12 protein-coding genes are annotated in these 20,059 nt (G+C 47.6%); 11 read left to right on the top strand and 1 reads right to left on the bottom strand.

Annotated features, from left to right (window positions below):
• The first annotated feature begins 16 nt into the window (after nucleotides 1-16).
• From EL262_RS05240 to rpsA, 3 genes are all read left to right on the top strand, one after another.
• Nucleotides 17-811: a thymidylate synthase gene (locus EL262_RS05240; RefSeq protein WP_025839546.1), complete on the top strand. Its 795-nt coding sequence runs from the start codon at nucleotides 17-19 to the stop codon at nucleotides 809-811.
• Nucleotides 808-1,326 (top strand): dihydrofolate reductase, encoded by a 519-nt coding sequence (locus tag EL262_RS05235; protein WP_078735980.1) that lies wholly within the window; start codon nucleotides 808-810, stop codon nucleotides 1,324-1,326. Before EL262_RS05240 ends, EL262_RS05235 begins: the two co-directional genes overlap by 4 nt.
• Nucleotides 1,327-1,612: 286 nt before the next feature.
• Entirely contained in the window at nucleotides 1,613-3,418 is a 1,806-nt protein-coding gene (rpsA, locus tag EL262_RS05230; protein WP_036848441.1) for a 30S ribosomal protein S1, read from the top strand.
• Between the two features lie 400 nt (nucleotides 3,419-3,818).
• Here the strand turns inward: rpsA and EL262_RS05225 are convergent, their stop codons facing one another.
• Entirely contained in the window at nucleotides 3,819-4,970 is a 1,152-nt protein-coding gene (locus tag EL262_RS05225; RefSeq protein WP_126464325.1) for an IS256 family transposase, read from the bottom strand.
• A 344-nt stretch (nucleotides 4,971-5,314) separates the two neighbouring features.
• On the opposite strand from EL262_RS05225, the gene EL262_RS05220 reads away from it, so the two are divergent.
• The 8 genes from EL262_RS05220 to EL262_RS05185 all read left to right on the top strand — a co-directional run bounded on the left by EL262_RS05220 (nucleotide 5,315) and on the right by EL262_RS05185 (nucleotide 19,925).
• Nucleotides 5,315-6,814 carry a BACON domain-containing protein gene (locus EL262_RS05220; protein WP_025839390.1) on the top strand — a complete coding sequence of 500 codons (1,500 nt, stop codon included), beginning with the start codon at nucleotides 5,315-5,317 and terminating at the stop codon, nucleotides 6,812-6,814.
• Between the two features lie 21 nt (nucleotides 6,815-6,835).
• A complete protein-coding gene (locus EL262_RS05215; protein ID WP_025839393.1) occupies nucleotides 6,836-8,575 on the top strand; it encodes a BACON domain-containing protein in 1,740 nt (579 codons plus the stop codon).
• Between the two features lie 15 nt (nucleotides 8,576-8,590).
• Nucleotides 8,591-10,204, top strand: coding sequence for a BACON domain-containing protein (locus EL262_RS05210; RefSeq protein ID WP_078735968.1), 1,614 nt, complete (start codon nucleotides 8,591-8,593; stop codon nucleotides 10,202-10,204).
• Nucleotides 10,205-10,419: 215 nt separating this feature from the next.
• Nucleotides 10,420-13,185 carry a S8 family serine peptidase gene (locus EL262_RS05205; protein WP_025839396.1) on the top strand — a complete coding sequence of 922 codons (2,766 nt, stop codon included), beginning with the start codon at nucleotides 10,420-10,422 and terminating at the stop codon, nucleotides 13,183-13,185.
• 2 nt (nucleotides 13,186-13,187) lie between these two features.
• Nucleotides 13,188-14,144 carry a PorV/PorQ family protein gene (locus tag EL262_RS05200; RefSeq protein WP_025839397.1) on the top strand — a complete coding sequence of 319 codons (957 nt, stop codon included), beginning with the start codon at nucleotides 13,188-13,190 and terminating at the stop codon, nucleotides 14,142-14,144.
• Between the two features lie 23 nt (nucleotides 14,145-14,167).
• Nucleotides 14,168-14,959, top strand: coding sequence for an HmuY family protein (locus EL262_RS05195; RefSeq protein WP_036854131.1), 792 nt, complete (start codon nucleotides 14,168-14,170; stop codon nucleotides 14,957-14,959).
• A 1,283-nt stretch (nucleotides 14,960-16,242) separates the two neighbouring features.
• A complete protein-coding gene (locus EL262_RS05190; protein WP_051522822.1) occupies nucleotides 16,243-18,714 on the top strand; it encodes a collagen-like domain-containing protein in 2,472 nt (823 codons plus the stop codon).
• Between the two features lie 20 nt (nucleotides 18,715-18,734).
• Nucleotides 18,735-19,925 (top strand): OmpA family protein, encoded by a 1,191-nt coding sequence (locus EL262_RS05185; protein WP_051522823.1) that lies wholly within the window; start codon nucleotides 18,735-18,737, stop codon nucleotides 19,923-19,925.
• Nucleotides 19,926-20,059 lie beyond the last annotated feature (134 nt).

The following is a 20,059-nucleotide window of genomic DNA, read 5'->3' as shown; positions in this document are numbered from 1 at the left end:
TAACCTTACTTTTCTCATGAAAGAATATCTGGATCTCCTCGGTTATGTGCGTCACAATGGTGTCCTCAAGGGCGACCGTACGGGCACAGGGACTGTGAGTTCGTTCGGTCATCAGTTGAGGTTCGACCTTTCGAAGGGCTTTCCGCTCTTGACGACCAAACGACTGCACTTGCGTTCGATCATCTATGAGCTGTTGTGGTTCATTCACGGTGATACGAATGTCAAGTACCTCCAAGACAATGGTGTGAGGATATGGAACGAGTGGGCGGACGAGAACGGAGATCTCGGCCCCATATACGGTGCGCAGTGGCGCAAGTGGCGTGATGCCCAGGGACAGGAGCATGATCAGCTCGCTGAGGCCTTGAGGCAGATACGTGAGACACCCGAGAGCCGTCGTATCATCGTCAGTGCATGGAATGTGGGCGAGCTTCCTGAGATGAAACTCCCTCCTTGTCATGCCTTCTATCAGTTTTATGTCGCCAACGGTCGTCTCAGTCTACAGCTTTATCAGCGTAGCGCAGACCTCTTCCTCGGTGTACCGTTCAATATCGCATCCTATGCCCTCCTCCTCATGATGGTGGCGCAGGTGACAGGGCTTGAAGCAGGGGACTTCGTCCATACGTTCGGGGACACGCATCTGTATACCAACCACTTCGAACAAGCTGATCTGCAACTTACTCGCGAGCCTCGTCCCCTCCCGCGGATGATCCTCAATCCTGATATCAAACGCCTTGAAGACTTCACTTACGAAGACTTCACCCTCGTGGACTATGAGCCTCATCCACATATCAAAGCCGACGTAGCTGTATGAAAGACTCCAAACCCACACTTCACATCATCGTGGCGATAGCCGAAGATGGTGCCATCGGCTTCGAGGGCGATATGCCCTGGGGGCGCAATCTCCCTCGCGACCTCAAGCACTTCAAAGAGACGACCATGGGCTATCCCATCGTCATGGGGCGCAAGACCTTTGAGAGCCTTCCGAAGGGGGCACTGCCCGGCAGGCTGAACATCGTGATCTCTCGTAATACCGCTTACGAAGCACAAGGTGCGACCGTCGTGCACAGCATCGATGAGGCTCTTTCCGTGGCCAAGGGTGTCGAGCACCTTTTCGTCATCGGAGGTGGCGAGCTCTACCGTCAGTCTCTCCCATACGCCGACATCCTGCACATCACGCAGGTGCATGCGCACTTTGAGGGGGCGGACACCTTCTTCCCTCCCATAGATATAGGAGAATGGCATTGTGTCGCAAGCGACGAGCATCCGGCTGATGATCGTAACCTTTACGCCGTCACGTTCACCGAATGGCACAGGACGAAGAGGTAGGCTCTCCGATAGACTCCCCCTCTGAGTCTTGAGCTATCTTTTGTGAGAGTGCGGAGGAGGCTCTGATTAGATGTCGAAATTTTTTTTGGTCAGGGTTAGGACTTCTCTTTTGTCCTGACCCGGTTGCCCTTGTGTGGAGGAGAGGATTTGGGGGATGAAAGTTTTTTGTCCGCCTTTTTATTTATTGTAACCTCTTGTCTGTCACGATAAAATAATGTAACTTTGCAAGGCATTTTGACAAATATAAAGTCTAACGTAACAAATTATTTTATTTATTAACTAACTAATGAAGAATTACTACGAAGAAGTGAAGCCTCTTGAAGGCTTCGATTGGGACAACTTCGAGAGTGCATCTCTCAGCACTCCGGAAGAAAAAGTAGCTACCGAGAAGGCTTATGAAGCTACTTTCGGTGCCGTTAAGGACAAGGAAATCGTAACAGGTAAGGTTGTTTCGATCTCTAAGAGAGAAGTTGTCATCAACGTAGGTTTTAAGTCTGAAGGTGTTGTCTCTGTCGCAGAGTTCCGCTACAACCCCGACCTCAAGGTGGGTGACGAAGTAGAGGTATTCGTGGAGAACCAAGAAGACCGCAACGGACAGCTCGTACTGTCTCACAAAAAAGCTTGTGCAGCACGCTCTTGGGAACGTGTCAACAAGGCTCTCGAAAACGACGAAATCGTCAAGGGTTACATCATGTCTCGCACTCGTGGCGGTATGATCGTAGAGATCTTTGGTATCGAGTCGTTCTTGCCAGGATCACAGATAGACGTGAAGCCTATCCGTGACTTCGACGTATTCGTCGGAAAGACTATGGAGTTCAAGATCGTGAAGGTGAACCAAGAGTTCCGCAACGTAGTTGTGTCTCACAAGGCTCTCATCGAGGAAGAACTCGAACAACAAAAGAAAGAAATCATCTCCAAGCTCGAAAAGGGACAAGTCCTCGAAGGTGTTGTCAAGAACATCACTTCTTATGGTGCGTTCATCGACCTTGGTGGAGTGGATGGTCTTATCCACATCACTGACCTCTCTTGGGGACGTGTCAACAACCCTGAAGAAGTCGTTAAACTTGACGAAAAGATCAATGTCGTCATCCTTGACTTCGACGACGAAAAGAAGCGTATCGCTCTTGGTCTCAAGCAACTTACTGCACATCCTTGGGATAGCATCGATCCAAACCTCAAGGTTGGTGACAAGGTCAAGGGTCGCGTAGTCGTAATGGCTGACTATGGTGCGTTCGTAGAAGTGACTCCGGGTGTCGAAGGTCTTATCCACGTATCTGAAATGTCTTGGACACAGCACCTCCGCAGCGCACAAGACTTCCTCAAGGTGGGTGACGAAGTAGAAGCTCAGATCCTTACTCTCGATCGCGAAGAGCGTAAGATGTCTCTTGGTCTCAAGCAACTCACTCCTGATCCATGGGCTGACATCGAAGTCAGATTCCCTGTGGGTTCACAGCACTCTGCAAAGGTGCGCAACTTCACCAACTTCGGTGTCTTCGTAGAGTTTGAAGACGGTGTAGATGGACTTATCCACATCTCCGACCTCTCTTGGACAAAGAAGATCAAGCACCCAAGCGAATTTACTCAGGTAGGTGCTCCTATCGAAGTTGTTGTCCTTGAAATAGACAAGGAAAACCGTCGCCTCAGCCTCGGTCACAAGCAGCTCGAAGAAAATCCATGGGATGTATTCGAAACTATCTTCACTGTGGGTTCTGTACACGAAGGTACCATCATCGAAATGATGGAAAAGGGTGCTGTCGTATCTCTCCCATACGGTGTCGAAGGCTTCGCTACTCCTAAGCACCTCGTGAAGGAAGATGGTACACAAGCTCAACTTGAAGAAAAGATCCAGTTCAAGGTGATCGAATTCAACAAGGATGCTAAGCGCATCATCCTTTCTCACAGCCGCATCTTCGAAGATGAGCAAAAGGCTAAGCGTCAAGAAGCGACCAACGAACAACGTCGCCAACGCCGTGCTGATGCTGCCAACACTGCTGCATTCACTTCTGCTTCAGCAGAAAAGTCTACCCTCGGTGATCTTGAAGAGCTCGCAGCTCTAAAGGAAAAACTCATGGGTGATCAGTCAGCTGAGTAATAGATAGGGATAGGAACACTTCTCTTTGTTCCTCCGTCCCGAACCCCATGAGAGGGGGTGTCGAAGATATACATTTCGACACCCCCTCTTTATTTTTACTTTGGACCGTCTATGATCTCCATGATGTAATCCTCATGATGTGATCCGGAAAGATACCATACAATATAAGAATAGAGAGCTTCTCATCCCATCGGAATCAATCTTTTCTGCCTTGTTTGGTCTTTCTCTCGGGCGAAGCCGAGATGCTTCGAGCCCCCCTGTTGGTCGTCAAAAACATTTCTTTAAGAAAGTAGATGGTAGTGTCCGAAAAAGTGTGTAAGGTTAGTTCTCCCTTTTTCCCCTGGGGCATGCCCCAGGGGAAAAAAACTTTGAGTTTTTCGTGTTATTACTCATTACTCATTTATTTGGTGCTCCACTCTTGGAAATAGGGTAACCTCCTTGCGTAAGTCCTTTCGGTCATTTCTCGGGCTACAGAGCCCAAGAGAAAGACGACGGCATCTGCCGAGGGTAGAGCCCCACGCATACGCAGCGTACGCTTATAGCTCCGATTGAGACGCTCCACCCAATTCGTTGAGTAAATCATACGACGAACACCCTCCGGGAACATCAGGTAAGTGAAGTAGCCTATATTGCGAGGTGCCGACAAGGAGAGCAGGCTCCGGTAGCTTTTCCCCCAGCGTTCTGCAAATGTACACAATTTCTCAAATGCCTTGATGGGTGTAAGACTTGTACCCGAAATAGGAAACAAGTCTTCCAACTCTTGTCTCATCCTATCCTTGTCCCTCTTCGATACGGCATTAAGTGCGTGACGCTTGAAATGAACGACACACAGCTGATGGGAGGAGTGAGGGAAAGCCGAGGCGATGGCTCGTTCAATCCCTTGTAAAGCATCTGAGATGATCAGGTCTATACGTTCGACTCCACGTGCTTTGAGGGCTTTCAACTCTGCCTCCCAATTCAACGCTCCCTCCGTGGGATGATTCACCACACAAAGCACCTCCCGACTACCGTCAGGAAGCAACCCCAACATCGTGTAATAGGCTTCCTGAGCCACACGTTCCTCCCGCCGTGTGTAGGCAAAGGTAGCATCGATGTACACGGCCAAATAGTGGGGCGACAGTTGGCGTTCCAACCACTTGTAGATCTCCTCTTTACTCGTGTTGGTGAGAAAACTGACTTGCTGCTTGCTATAGTGATAGCCGTAGATCCGTTCGCACACCGAACCAATGTCTTCGCACGAAAGTCCTCGGGTGTAAAGTTCATGGAAGAGGAGGGCGCGTTCGCTTTCCTGATGGGAGAGGATGCCCAAAATTAGGGGCTGAAAATTCCCTGAACGAGTACGTGGAATGCGAAGCTCAAAGCTACAGCCATAGCCTCGCCATCGACGAGGACGGAAACCATTGCATTGTTCACCCTCATGCTCTTCGACAAAAAGAGCACGTTCTTGCTTCGAGAAGGTGTCCAATAGTACACGGATAAGTTCGTTAATACCTGCCTCTGATGATAGCATTTCAGAAATAAATGCCGACTTTTGTGTTGTTGTAAGCTCCATTGTTCTTAGGTTTATTTTTTTTCTTACCTCAAAGTTAAGGACTAACGGGGCTTACACACTTTTTTAGGACAGTATCAAGTAGATTTTGAAAAATACTCACTTTTAGGTAGCAGTAATTTTTTATAGATAAAATTACTGAACTTTGTTCTCTGTTTGTTCTATTAAATTTTTAAGTCGCTGATTTATATTTTGTTTTGGAGCTTATTTGGACTGTTTAACACTAATTTGATGTGATTTGAACGCTGTTCTGTTTTAGCCGTGAAAAACCCTTTTTTTAGGTATTGATTGCAATGTGGACATGGCATTATCTTTGCACCCGAAATTCATATTACCAATTAGATCCTATGAAAAAACTTCTTCCGATTATCCTCTATGCACTCCTGTGCATGGTGGTTGTGTCCTTGACTTCTTGTGTCAAGGATGTCATGGATGAGCCTACCTTGTCTGTCTCTCATTCAGGAGATGTGCGCATCCCAAGCGAAGGAAAAGAGGTAGTCATCCCTCTTCTCACCAATCAAACGAATTGGCAGTCGATCTGTAATGCCGAGTGGATCACACTGAGAGCCGCCGGCAATACTCTTCTTATCGAGGCTGCACCTAATCCCACGATTGTCGAACGTATAGCTGAGGTCTTGGTCATCGCAGGTAACAAGAGCGTACAGCTATCCGTCGTCCAATCTCCTTCATCGGCAGGCCTCGTAGAGGTCGATCCGGGAGCATTGGAGGCAAAGCGAACAGCCGGAGAGTATCGTATCGCCGTGCGTGGCAATACAGATACTTGGACGGTAGAGAAGCCTTCCGATGTAGACTGGGTCAAGGTCTTTGCTCGCCCTCGATATGGAGAGGTCGTGCTGTACCTTGACGAAAACAAGAGCAATGCCACACGTACCTGTCGTTTGACAATCCACAATGGGGGTACTGTGAAGGCTTTCGAGATCCATCAGGAAGGCTATCCCCATTACTTCTTGCCATATATGGTATGGGGATCGGACTTTCGTGATGCCGAAGCCTTTGAGATAGCGCGTCACAGCCGTGTCACTTCTCGTCCGAGACCCGCCAATCCTTTGGCAAGTCAGAGAGAGATACCGGACTTTGGCTTTTCGACCGTCAGTTCTGCGTTTCAGCAGGTGAGGTATGAGTATCTCAATCTGGGTACGACATTCTTGTACAAAGCAACGCTCATTGCGGCGGACTCGACCGTGGTGAGAGGTGTGGATTTTAAGAAGTTCCTGGCTGACGAGCGGTACGTGCCCAATACAAGTCTTACCTCTACCGACTTGATCTCTTACTACGAGCATCCGGAGAAAGGCATAAATCTCCAGGTCACTCTTTTCAAGGACAGCAAGGAGGCACAACTCATCTTTACCCCTATCGTCGAGCAGGATAAGGCTTACACACTGCCCGAACGACTCCCTATGGGCTTCCCCATCACAGAGACTGCCACTAAGGATGAGGTCGAGGCATGGGAGACAAAAAATGGGGGCGAACTGTCTGCCAAGATCACCGAAGCACTCGGAGTACCTTTTTACTTCGCTCCGGAGCCCTACTACTCTCGTCAGTATATGTACGATGCCGTGACGAATAAGATTCTGGACACTTCTGTCGTGACATTGGCTCCCGAATACAAGGGGATGTACAGATATGGTGGGCTGACCTTCATCACAAAAGAGATGGGAGCGATAATCACAGCAGCCGGCTTCAAGTACCACTCGCACGATATGCGTCGAGGAGCTTACTTCTATCACAACGAAGCCGAAAATCTCCGTCTTGCAGTTTCGATCCTGAGGATGGGAGGCATGGAGCTCACGAGATGCCAGTTCAATGTCCTCAAAAAGTCAAAATAATGCCTTCAATCCGATAGAATTATGAATACGAACAACAGAAATAAAATAAAGGCTTGGGGGCTTTCTATCTTCCTCTTGGGAAGTGTCTTTATGCCCGCCTGTACCAAGCAACAACCGGAACAAACACTTTCGGGATTTACGCTCAGTGAGACCAAACCGATCGAGGTGCCTTACTCAGGATCAGAGGTGAGCGTCTCAGTCTCCGGCACCCTTAGGGGCTGGACAGCCTTCCCCATGAAGGAATGGGTCAGAGTCGCTAAAGAGGGTGACAGACTTACCCTCCGAGTCTCTGCCAACGAGAGTGCCCGTCCTCGTACCACTGAGGTGAAGGTCTCTTCGGGAGGGGTTGTCAAGGTCCTTGAGGTACGACAGGAGGGGAAACCGTTGGAGTTTACCTCACAGAAGGATATTCAGTTCGGCCAGTTTGGTGGCAATAAGAAGTTTTTCGTCAACGCCTCCTCTCCGGATTGGACCGTGACTGCATCGGATTCTTGGCTCAAAGTGACCCCCAACACCGAGCGTGGAGAGATACTGATCCATACCGAAGAGAACACTGCACGTACGGCACGAAGTGCCAAGATCGAGGTCAAAGACCTTTCGGGTAAGGTCGTGCACTCTGTGGAGGTCCATCAGAAGGAGATCCTGTACTATTTCCTGCCTTATCCACATGCCGGGGCAAGTGCGGAGGTGATCCGTCTTTTCGAGACCGAGCGTTACAGCAGGCTTCTGAATCAGCCCGATATGATGGTCAACTTCAGCCAATGGGCTTATGAGACGGTGAGTCCGATATTCAACTACATCATGTATTCCATCAGGAATGGGAAGTTCGTCAGTGCCACGCTCTATACGACCAATAGGGATGCGAGCCTGCTCAAAGGCGAAAAAGGGGCAGAGGTGATAGACTTCTTGAGACAGAATGGCTACGAGAAACAACTCGATGTCCTCTACTACAATTCCGAGACGAACTGCGAAGTCAATATCGTCACTACCTCCCGTAACCCCAATATCACTTTTTCCTATTATCCCGAGCAGAAGCCCATGCCTTCGTTCGATCGCCTTCCTATCGGTTTGACGAAGTTTTGTCGAGTCAAGAAGGTCACGCTCCCGGATGGAGAGGTGGAGATTCACACGATCCAAGAGGGCGAGACCGAGCATACAATCTTCGAGCATGAGGCCAAGTTGGGCTGGACTTTCATCCCTCCTTACGATCCATACGCACCGGAGAATGCAGAAGATGATCCTGAGACACGAGACCGCAAACGTGATCAGAGCAGTCGCAAGATACGTGTACCTCTCTTCTTTGGTGCAAAACAGTCCAATCCGGATCATTGGAGAGAGTTTTACAACTATATGGTCTTCGAGAAGGACGGGCAGTACAAGGCCTATGAGCTCGGACGAGTGTACGAAGACTATATCAATGACTATGTAGACCCCTCACATCCGTTTTATGGACAGAAGAGTAGACGCGTATCGGGGACTCAGATGGAGGTCGCACGACAGACATTCAAGAATCCGTTGATGTTCATGTATGAGCATGATGGGTATCTCTATGTGACGAAGGAGTTCCGCAAGCTCCTTGCGGAGGAAGGGTTCTTCTTCGACTCGACTTTCGACAGAGATCGTGGATTTATTTACTACAACCCCGAACGAAAGATAGAGCTCATGTTCAGATTCGGTAAGACCATCTATGATGGGGATGACAAACCCGGAGTCGTGATCATGCAGTTGGTACCGAGAGATATTGACTTGGGTAACAGATAAGAAAAATATCGACAAATGAAAAAACATATATTACTTTCGATGCTCGTCTTGGTCATGGCTTTGGGCTCATGCAAGACTTCTCTTGAGGTCAACGACCCGCAGACTCTTTCTCTCTCCGTGGAGGGCTCTTTACTTATGCTCGGCACGGGTCAGAAGGCAGAGGTCACTGTCAAGACCGATAGTCCCGAGTGGTCTTTCCTTGGGGGAGCAGACTGGCTCGACATCTCCAAGGAGGACAATCGTCTTGTGCTGACAGCATTGCCTAACCTTACTGTCTCAAAGCGATCAGTCCAACTCATCATAATGGCAGGAGAGATCTCTCAGAGCCTTTGGGTAGAGCAGGACAGTGGCGCAGCGCAAGGGGGAACAAAGCAGAGTGAGATCACCGTCGATCAGTGGGAAGACCTGCGTATTCTGACCGTCGACATTCCACACTCAGAGTGGGATATTCTTTGTTCTGCTTCGGGATGGATCACTCACGTGGTCAACCCCCGAAAAAGAGAGTTGCGCATCAATGTGTCTGAAAACAAGAGTACCAAGGATCGTACCGCAGTCTTCTATATCAGCACAAAGAGTGGAGAGGGCAACTATAAAATCAAGCTGACTCAGCGAGGTGCGATGTCTTATATCCTCCCTTATCCCGGTTTCAATGAGACGGAGGTTGAGGTCAGAGCGTTCGAAGATGCTCGTCGCAGTCTCCTTATCGGTAAGCCTTCGGGTACGGACAGTCCGATGTTTGGTGGCAATGCCAATGTCTGGACTTTCGAGACCCAGAGCAAGACCTTCGGTCAGATCCAGTACATCATCGAGCCCGACGAACGCCTATATCGTGCTGCCATCGTGTGGGCCAATGATCCTATGCTCTTCAGGCGAGACAGAGAACTCGACAATGCTGTCGAGTTTCTTCAACAGCACGGCTTTGTCCTTCGTCGCAATACCACCTATTATAGCGAAAAGCTCGAGTGTACTGCGCTGATCGGTATGAACGAACAAGGCTCTTTCATCATGTACACCTTTGAACCCAAACAGCCTGCTCCTGCAGACACCTTCGAGAGCTTCCCATGGGGTATCCTCGAACAAAAAGAGTGGCGTACCTATCGTGAGGATGCCATAGATGAGTGGGAGACTCAGCACGGTGGTAAGCAGGTGTTCAGGGAAGAAAAACGAGATGAAATCTCTTTGGCTTACGCTTCTGATGACCTCGGAGGGCACTTGCGCATCTACACGATCCTGACCAACGAAGATGATCCACGGCCTCTGACCGATGTCATCCATGTCTACACCGACACATCTCGTGTGTACTACAAGGTCAAGGGGGCTATCATGCTCACGCGCGAGTTTGCACAGTTGGCGAGATCTGTCGGCTTCGTCTTCCGCTCGTATGTCGAGTCGAGGATATTCATGTACGAGCACCCCAATCGTGGTCTGTACATGGGGGTATATCGAATACTCGAAAAGGACCCCAACAATGCTGATACGATGCTCGAGTATGCCAAGATGGAGTTTCTCCCCATCTACAACACTGACAGTAATCCTCAGACCTTCGTCGATCAGATGCAGGAGATGAAGCGTCAGGAGAGACGTGAGGCATTCATCGCGAAGGCTGTGGCTCAAATGTCTGAGAAGTAAAAGGTAGTGATCCAATGAGAGTACGGGAGAGTGTGGTAGTGTAGAAGATCGTCGGTAGAGGAGAATCTCATCGATAAAAAAGTCGTTAGACTCGATGACGAAGGTCGTTAAGATCGATGACGAAAGTCGTTAGATTTGATTTTGTCTCTCATACGTTGTTTATTTCCACCACGGATCGTGATCCCCGACTCATATTCAATACATATAAAGAAAACATGAAAAAGAATAAATATATATACAGTCTATTGATCTTGCTACTTCTGGCTTCCTCAGCTTGTCGTAGAGATATAGATCTCCTTGAAGATCAATCTGTGACTCATGATCAGCCTGAGGTGTTCAACCTCGGTCAGAGGAGTGGTTTCTTGACAGATGTTATTCGTGTCAAGCTTACCCCCGAGTTTGCCGAACGCATCGAGCAAGGGCTCAGTGAGACCTCTTCGGGACTTCGTTCAGCGGAGGAGGATGTCACCACATTTGTGCAGAGCATGAAGGCCCTCAAGGTCACTCGTGTATTTCCTCCTGCCGGAAAATATGAAGCTCGTCAACGTAAGGCCGGGCTTCACCTGTGGTACGACATCAGTATCAATGATAAGGCCGAAGACACTCCCGAGGTCGCTTTGCACCGTGCCATGGACATCGTCCGAAAGTTCTCCGGCGTTCAGGTGGCGGAGCAGGTACGTGTCCTCCAGACGCCTACGACCCGCCATACGCTGCTCGATGAGTCTGCCGGTGTCCGTAATACCGTGGCGAACTTGAGTGGTTTCGATGATCCCGAGCTGCCTCTCCAATGGCATTACCACAACGATGGCTCTCTACTTCGATCCAAACCTCGTGCCGACATCAATCTCTTCGACGCTTGGAAGATCGAGACCGGTAAACCCAATGTCATCGTCGGTATCACGGACGGAGGGATAGACTATTGGCACGAAGATTTGCGTGAAAGCATGCACATCAATCAAAAGGAGTATGACGGAGAAGAGGGTGTCGATGATGACGAAAATGGATTCGTCGATGACATCTATGGCTACAACTTCGTCCTCGAATCAGGAGAGATCACAGCCCACGATCATGGTACTCACGTCGCAGGGACTGTCGCTGCTCGCAACAACAACGGTGTCGGGGTCGCAGGGGTCGCAGGAGGCAATGGTGCTCCAGACTCCGGAGTCCGTCTGCTCTCCTGTCAGATGTTCCACGACAACGATCAGGGACGTACCCTCTCCAGTGGAGGTGCTCGCCCTATCGTCTATGCGGCGAATAACGGTGCTGTCATCAGCCAAAACTCATGGGGATATGTCGACAATGGGCTTCCTCAGACTTTGTCACAGTCAGACAAAGAGGCGATAGACTACTTCATCAAGTACGCAGGGTGTGACGAACACGGAAACCAGCGTCCCGACTCTCCTATGAAAGGCGGTGTCGTCATCTTTGCAGCCGGCAACGACGGCAAGGATATAATCTCTTTCCCCGGAGCATACGCAGCCGTGGTCTCCGTGGCATCTATGGCTCCGGACTTCTCCGCTGCTTATTACACCAATAGGGGCGACTGGGTCTCCATCACTGCACCCGGGGGAAGCTTGTTCTACTCCAAAGGTGAGGTGCTGAGCACTCTGCCCGACAATAAGTACGGCTATATGCAGGGGACTTCGATGGCTTGTCCTCATGTCTCCGGTATTGCAGCCCTCATCGTCTCCAAGTACGGAGGACAAGGGTTTACGAATGAGGATCTCAAGAAGCGTCTCACGACAGCGCTCTTGCCCTTGGACATCAACGAAAATAACCCTAAGTACAAGACAAGACTCGGAGCCGGATATATCGATGCTGCACGTGCTCTCGCTTCGCCTGAGGGCAACAAAGCCCCCGAGGGAGTACGCGCCCTTTCATCCAAAGCTACTTTTACCGGAATAGATCTCAGCTGGGATGTCGCTTCGGACGAAAATGATGGTGCAGCGTACAGCTACAACCTCTATTACAGTTCGGTAGAGATCAATGAGTCCAACTACAAGAGTGCACTTAAGATCCAAGTCACGGGTGCAAGGAGTGTCGGACAGAAGGTGCACTATCTCCATACGGGACTACGTCCGGGTACCAAGTATTACTACGCTGTGGAAGCATTGGATCGCTGGGGTGCGGTGAGCAAGTCCGTGGCTTTCGCGACCGTCACCACCCTCAACAATACTGCTCCTGTACTCACACTGAACGATATGACCACGATACGTATTGCCGGCGATGAGCAAGTCTCTCGTAAGGTACTCGTGTCTGAGCCCGATGGTCAGGACTGGACCTATACCATCATCGGAGATGACTATGATGTCAAGCACCGACGCTCGGATAAGGGGGAGATCGAACTCACATTCAGAGTCTCCCGACCTTCAGGTAAGTACGCCATCACCGTCCTTGTGACAGATGCTTTGGGGCTTACATCAGACATTGACATTCCATTTGAGTTCTATCAAAATCGTCCACCACGTCCGGCACAGTCGTTGGACAAGATCATAGCATCTATCGGTAGGCCAAAGACGCTTGACCTCAACAAATACTTCGTCGATGACAACAAGGATGATCTCACCTATACCGTGACAAGCCTCAATCCCGATATCGTCACTGCCACCATCTCCAAGGGTGTACTGTCGATCACACCGATGGGTGTCGGTGTAGGTGGACTCTCCCTGATTGTTTCTGACCCTTCTGGCTTGGCTCTCAAGGTCGGTGTGACTGTCCAAGTCGTCCAAGGGGGACTTGTGCAGATGGTCTATCCTACACTCGTCGACGATGTCCTCAATGTCCGTGTGGCAGATGATGTCAGACGTGTATATGTCACAGTCCTCACACCTTCGGGACGTCCGGTCACCTCCGAACAGACCTTCACTCTCGACAAAAGTCCTCTCATCAGAGTCGATGTCAAGTCCCTTGAGGCAGGCAACTATGTCCTCTTGGTAGAGAGTAAAGACGAACGTTTCACACAGTCATTCATTAAACGCTGATTATGATAAAGATATTCAACAGACTATTCGCCATACTTTTCCTCTTCGGATGGATGCCCTCCGTTGCGGTACAAGCTCAGGACTCTAATCCTGTCTTATCTTTCGGTGCCGATGTGCGCTCCGCAGGGATGGGTGACATCCTCCTGCCTCACTCCGGTGCACCACTGATACACTCCAATCCGACACAGATATTCAGACAAGAGGAACGTCTCCATGCTGGCTATATCTTCGGTCTCACTCGTAAGGAGACACCTCGGACAGGGACTCAGGGCTATCACGCCCTTTCCGTGGGGTATCGTTTGGGGCAGAAGCACGCCATCTTCGGAGGTGTGAGGTACTGGAGCGGATCCAAGGTCGACTATTACAACAGCATCGGTACGAAGATGGGTGAGCTCTATCCTGCAGATGTCACCGTAGACATGGGTTATGCTTACAAGACTTGTTCCCACTTCTCCGTGTTCTCCACGCTGACCTATCTCAATACATACAGCTCTCGTACGGGACATGCTTTGGCAATGAGTGTCGGAGCAAACTTTAATGCTCAGATCTCAGGACTGAAGTCCGGGGCCTACGGTGTCACCTTATCTCTCTCAAATGTAGGGACTCAGATTATGTACTCCAAGGCTAAGGATATCCGCAGACACTTGCCCTCTGTGCTCGGTGTGTCATCAGGGATGAGTATGGGTGCATTCGGAGATCATATCGTGACCATCGGTGGAATGTATAGATTTCAGTTTTTGCCCTCGACTAAGCATATACACACCATCAGCGGAGGTGTGGAGTATGCGATGCCGACTCTCTTCTCTCTACGTATCGGAGGGCAATATGAGGCAGACAACAGCCACATGACCTTTGGGGTAGGGCGTAGATTTGGTGCATTTGGCATCGATTTTGCATACAGCGCAGGGATGAGACCTGAGTTCAACCTCTTCCGTGCAGGCGTAACGTTATCTATCTAAACTTCTAAATAAAGAATCAGACTATGAGACCATACACATTTCTTCGAGCAGTGGGCATGATGCTCATGCTCCTCACCTTGACCATGTCTTGTAAAAAGACACGCCCTGACGACCCTAAGCCTGAGCCCGAAAAGGAGATCCCCACTCCTGATCCCAATGATGATAAGACCGACGACCCCAAAGTAGACCCTTCTACAGGGATCGAGGTGAAGAGTGTCACCTTCGATGTCAGTGCTTATGAGACATTCGTTTACTTCTCTTTCAAGGAGGGAATTGTCTACATCTCGGACGAGCAGAGTAGAGAGCTTACGAACTGGGATATGGCATTTCACAGAGCTGATATCCGTACCAATGGTGGCAAGAGTTCTGCTATCGGTGCCATGGGTGCAGCTTTTGAGACCTCTGCCACCCTTCTGTCTGAAAAGGTCGAAATCCCAAGTGCAGATAAGTTTGAGACGGATGTTGACTATGTAGTGGCGATCTCTCACAGCGATCAAAACGGTGTCGTGCAAGGCTATCGCCCTGTCAGCCCTGTACTCACAACGAAGACCACTCCTGTCTTGGACGAGAATGGAAATCCTATCAGGGGAGAAAATGGATTTATCAAATACGTGATCATCCGCCGAGGTGCAGTCGTGATGGATCTGAGTCAGATGCCACCGGTGATGGAACTCTCACGAAAAGTCTACCTGATACGTACCCCCGATGGTAGCTATGCAAAGGTGAAGATCACCAAGTATGCACGCAAGCCCGGTACACCTATGGGAGACCCCGGACGTATCCTCAGGATGGACTATGTCTATCCTGTAAAGTAGCCTCCGCAAAAGCAACGAAACAATTCTTTTTGGACCTTCTTTTTTTGAGTGAGAGGGTGTGTCGAAATAAAAGTTTTTGACACACCCTCTTTTGTTGTACCGGGGTTCTGTGGTATGCGAGACTCTAAGATCGAAGTGGAGGCCGTTTTAGAAGTATGCTTAATCTCAGCCAAGCATTGTGAGCAAAACCACGTTTGGTGTAGGATGATACCATTTGTTCGGTTGCTTTAAGATTGGACAATCCTTATTGTATATTTATGCTTATTTTGTTTGAAACTTTTTAGGTTTTCCGAGAGAATGACTCGAATTTCTCCATTTGCTATTTTTAACAGTATTCTCTCTACTTAATTCTTCAATTTGTCGTGACTGTTCACACCTCTTTTTGTTTTTGATTGAGACTTTAACTTTATGTACCTAATCGAAATATATTTCATAATCCATGCTGTTTTTCAAGTCTGCTTATTATTGTCTGAATTTGAATATCTATGTTTTTGCTTGAGTTAAATGTGATATTTTAATACTTGTTAATTTGCGTCATTTACTTTGTTATAAAATTACAAAAGTGTTAAAATTTCATTTTTGGTGAATTGTTGTGTATCTCTTTGAAAGCCTTTGGTAGAGATGAATTGTCGTGATTTTCAAGTGAGTGTTAGATATATTGCCCTCTTGTTTATCCAACCACATTTGCTACTTTTGTACCGGAGTAACCATTACTTTTGATATTTATACTACGTATAAAAAACATAAAACTTTTAGCTTATTTGTGTCAATTTGATTTTGGCTTAGCTGATTAAATTGATAAGGGTAGGAGTTTTGAGTAGTTAAAAAATAAAAACTATTGTTTTAGGGAGGGTCTGTATGCAATGTTTGGCATGTTTACGGATTTGACAGAATATAAATCAACACACCTTTGGGAAATCATTATTTCTCTTGATTGGTCTCTTTCTATGACTCGTCAAATTTTGAGATAATGCTACTCCTTTTGGTGTAAAGTAAAAAAACAGTTACTGCAGAGAAATCTATATTTGCCAACATTAGATCTCTGCGACTTTATAGAAAAAACGATAAAAACTTATATAGACTTACGTTCTCGTTGAACACCGTGTGAAAGATTTCCTTTGGGGAGGTACGTTTCTTATGAGATCTAAATAAGTCTTTTTCAAACGAAAAAATCGCACTTATACTACATGATTTTACTAAAGAGGGAGTTGTTACTACACAGATAACCCTCTGATAGGAAAAGATATTAAGTAATTATTTCACAACTAAAAACTTTTCAAAGTATGACCAAGAAGACATTTTTTAGTTTTTTGGTACTGTTGCTAACATGTACACTGTACTCATGTAGCAATCTGAATTTCAATCTCCCTCCGGGTTTGAAGGGGGATGATGGTGACTCATCTTATGAGGTTTGGAAGCAACAAGTTGAGGCAGGTAATGTGAACTGGCCAAAAGACAGGGTTACTATTGCAGACTTTCTCGTATGGATAAAGGGGGAAAAAGGAGACAAAGGGCAAAATGGAAAATCTGCCTATGAGCTCTGGAAAGAACTAATCTCTAAGGGAGATGTGCCTAACCCACATAACCCAAGTGAGAAGTGGTTGAAAGAACGTAATACCGAGGCTGACTTCTGGGACTTTATCACCGGTCGTGATGGTAAGACGCCTCACATCGGAGATAACGGTAATTGGTGGATCGGCAATGTCGATACCGGTGTGTCTGCAAGAGGTAAGGATGGCAAGGATGGTAAAGACGGTCTTTCCGCTTACGAAATCTGGAAGAAAGAGGTCCTTGAAGGACGTATCGCTTGGGACAAGGATAGAGTCGAAGTAGAGCACTTCTTCCAGTTCCTCAAGGGTAAAGATGGTAAAGACGGTAAGGATGGCATCACTCCTCATATCGGAGAGAACGGTAACTGGTGGATCGGTAATGTCGATACAGGTGTTCCTGCTCGTGGAGAAGATGGTAGAGATGGTTATTCCGGTAAGTCGGCATACGAACTTTGGAAGCAAGATCTCAAAGATGGTAAGATCAAAGATCCTAATACCGGATTGCCTTGGCCCCCTAATGAAGATACTCAAGAGGACTTCTGGAGATTCCTCAAGGGCAAAAAGGGCGACAAGGGTAACGATGGTGTCGATGGCCAATCAGCTTACGAATTGTGGGTGGAGATGGTCAAGAAACAAGAACTTGATGACCCTCGTAACCCTGGTCAAAAGTGGCCTGTTACAGAGATTACAGAGGTCGACTTCTATAAGTTCCTCATGGGTAAAGATGGCAAGAATGGTACGAATGGAACCAATGGTAAGGATGGCTTGACCGCTTACGAATTGTGGGTAAAGGATCTTGCTGACCGTGCTGATGGCCCTAATCCGATGAAAAACCACCGCACCGGTGAGGTTTGGCCAAAGGATAAAAATACGCTTCAAGATTTCTGGGAATTCTTACGCGGTAAGGATGGTAAGGATGGTGCTGATGGTAAGCCTGGCGAGCCTGGTAAGCCCGGTGCTAAGGTTGAAGTCATCTCAGGCGTACCTAACGTCATCGCTCAGTACTCTCAAGCTGAATATGGTGAGTATATCGAAACAACCACAGGTGGTGTGAAGTACATTGTCTACGATGAGTCCGGTAATCCTGCGCCAGAAGCGACTGTTAAGGGGCTTCCGGGGCTTCCCAACCAAGATAAAGTATATACGGCTAACGATCAGGGTGAAATCTTTGTCCCTAAAGAAGACCTTCCATGGATTCATGACCTTCAGTCTCGCTGGGGTGCAACAAAGGAAGTGGTCATCAAGGGTAAACCTGGAAAGGCTTCGGCAACTAACACCTATGTCCCCAATAGGATGAAGACTCGTCTTATCGTTGTCGGTCCTAATGATACCACAGTGGATGAAAATAAGCCTCTCTTGACGGGAAACCACATTCTCACGTTCCGCATCCAAAGACAAATCGGACCAAACGATCCCTGGACTGACTTTCCAAGTTATCTTCCTGCGGTGACTGAGATTGAGTTCGCTGCTTATCGTACTACAGATGCAAATCCTAACACAATACAGATGGCTCAAGAACTTGTTGTGGCTAAAAGAGCGACTGACTTCTTTAAGGTTGAACCTAAGCGTTATGTGATGGAGAATGCATATGACTTTAAAAATGATTATGCGACATTTTGGGATAAGCAGAAGAACTATTTCACAGTGAAGCAAAAGACCGAATACTACGGTGAATTGGTACAGTGGAATGGTGTGTGTGAAATGGCTCCATATCAAGCTCCACCTATGTTGAAGTGTATTACCTTGCATACTAAACAGAAGACCATAAACAATGATGCTGTGTTCTTTGTCAAGGCAACAGGGCAGTTCCACTATGACGATATTAAATATAATCAGATATATAAGAAATTTCTTGTATTGGAAGAACGTAGTGGTGTCGTGGTATTGAGTCCACAGCTTATACCTGAAGCAGAGGCTAAAAAGCTTGCCGTTACATACATCAGATTTGCTCTTCAGACTGCCGCAGGCACACAGCTTGCTGAAAGTAATAAGAACCCATCTGCACCAGATGGTAATACCGGCTATCAGGCAAACACTGTCTACTTGAATTCTCGTATTACAGTGAGATCTCTCCAAAGCTATGTATATCCTGATAATATGGTTTATGGTACTCTTTCGGCTACTAATGAGGCAAATAATCAGTATAAAGTGGATTTGATAAAGTCTACTTTAAGAAACCCTCAGGTGACTTATAATGCAAACTAAATACAGAAAGAAACAAGAATATGATGCATAATATTTCTAAATATCTTCTCGGAGCCTCTTTGTTGTTCTGTACGTCTCAGGCTTTTGCACAGACGTATCACACGGAAGAGCCTCAACAGAACGAGAGTCAGAAGTATAAGAGAGCTTGGGAGTTTGGTGTCGGTGGATCGGCCCTTCACATGACTCGAATGAGTGTCCTTGACTTCACCAATAAAACAGCGAATGGTGGTTATGGTATTGATGTAAACAAGAGAGATGTTCTCTTCGGTGGAAATATATACCTTGCGCGCCAATTGAGCCGTTACTTTTTCCTTGATCTTCAAGGTACAGTCGGTTATGCTCAAGATCCTATAAAGGGTGGTAAGGAGGATAGATTTCTCTATATGGGAGGTATCGGTCTTCAGTGGCGTCTCGGTGAATATTTCGAGTCAAAGTACATTGATCCATTCTTCCGTGTAGGTGGTAACTATATGTACAAGACATTTAATCAGTTCTACAACGGCACTGAGCAGTTCAATGGCACTCAGATGGCTTGGAACTTTGACCTTGATCATAATAAGAGTGGTGCTGACTTGAAGCAACTTTTCCCTGTCGCTTTTGGTACAGGTGTAAATATGTGGATGTCAGACAAGGTCGGTATAGGTCTTCAAGCAGACTATCTCTATATGCCACATGCCAATGTCGCAAACATTTGGCAAGGTACGGCAAGACTTATCTTCCGTTTCTGTGGTGAGTCCAAGAGACCTAAACCAGAGTATCGTACTGTTGAAAAGATAGTCGAAAGAGAGAGGATTGTCGAAAAGCACATTCCTGCTCCTATTGTAGAAGTTCCTGAAAGCAATTTGTGTGAACTCTTTAACTATGTTTACTTCGAGTTTGATAAATCCGATATTACAGCAGAGTCTCTACCTATTGTTGATCAGATAGCAGATATCTTGAAGCAAGATTTGACACGCAAATACCTCATCATCGGTTATACCGACTCAAGAGGATCGGAGAGATACAATATCGGTCTGTCTGAGCGTCGTGCTAAGGCTCTCGTCGATGCTCTTCTTGAAAGGGGTATACCTAAAGATATGCTCAAGTCAAGAGGGGTGGGTAAGAAGATCTCTTATGTCGCTCCAAGTGCTCCTGACAATACTCGTCGCGGTGACCGTAAGGTGACCATCGAAAGGGTCATCAATATGGACTACTGGGAATATCTCAAGTAATACACATCTCTCTGAAAGAGGGTGTCAGGATGTGTGAGGTCTTACGTGTGTGTTATACACTCAAGTCCGGTATATCCTGACATCCCTCCCAGGAGAGGGTGGTAGGAGCTTCCGCCCTACGCACCCTCTCACAA

Source organism: Porphyromonas cangingivalis (genome assembly GCF_900638305.1).
In the GTDB taxonomy this organism is placed as follows: domain Bacteria; phylum Bacteroidota; class Bacteroidia; order Bacteroidales; family Porphyromonadaceae; genus Porphyromonas_A; species Porphyromonas_A cangingivalis.
This window is presented reverse-complemented; position numbering and strand designations above follow the sequence as displayed.

Coding starts and splice junctions, on each gene's coding strand:
- EL262_RS05240 (WP_025839546.1), top strand. CDS start 17: ATGAAAGAATATCTGGATCTCCTCGGTTATGTGCGTCACAATGGTGTC.
- EL262_RS05190 (WP_051522822.1), top strand. CDS start 16,243: ATGACCAAGAAGACATTTTTTAGTTTTTTGGTACTGTTGCTAACATGT.
- EL262_RS05205 (WP_025839396.1), top strand. CDS start 10,420: ATGAAAAAGAATAAATATATATACAGTCTATTGATCTTGCTACTTCTG.
- EL262_RS05235 (WP_078735980.1), top strand. CDS start 808: ATGAAAGACTCCAAACCCACACTTCACATCATCGTGGCGATAGCCGAA.
- rpsA (WP_036848441.1), top strand. CDS start 1,613: ATGAAGAATTACTACGAAGAAGTGAAGCCTCTTGAAGGCTTCGATTGG.
- EL262_RS05220 (WP_025839390.1), top strand. CDS start 5,315: ATGAAAAAACTTCTTCCGATTATCCTCTATGCACTCCTGTGCATGGTG.
- EL262_RS05185 (WP_051522823.1), top strand. CDS start 18,735: ATGATGCATAATATTTCTAAATATCTTCTCGGAGCCTCTTTGTTGTTC.
- EL262_RS05210 (WP_078735968.1), top strand. CDS start 8,591: ATGAAAAAACATATATTACTTTCGATGCTCGTCTTGGTCATGGCTTTG.
- EL262_RS05195 (WP_036854131.1), top strand. CDS start 14,168: ATGAGACCATACACATTTCTTCGAGCAGTGGGCATGATGCTCATGCTC.
- EL262_RS05225 (WP_126464325.1), bottom strand. CDS start 4,970: ATGGAGCTTACAACAACACAAAAGTCGGCATTTATTTCTGAAATGCTA.
- EL262_RS05200 (WP_025839397.1), top strand. CDS start 13,188: ATGATAAAGATATTCAACAGACTATTCGCCATACTTTTCCTCTTCGGA.
- EL262_RS05215 (WP_025839393.1), top strand. CDS start 6,836: ATGAATACGAACAACAGAAATAAAATAAAGGCTTGGGGGCTTTCTATC.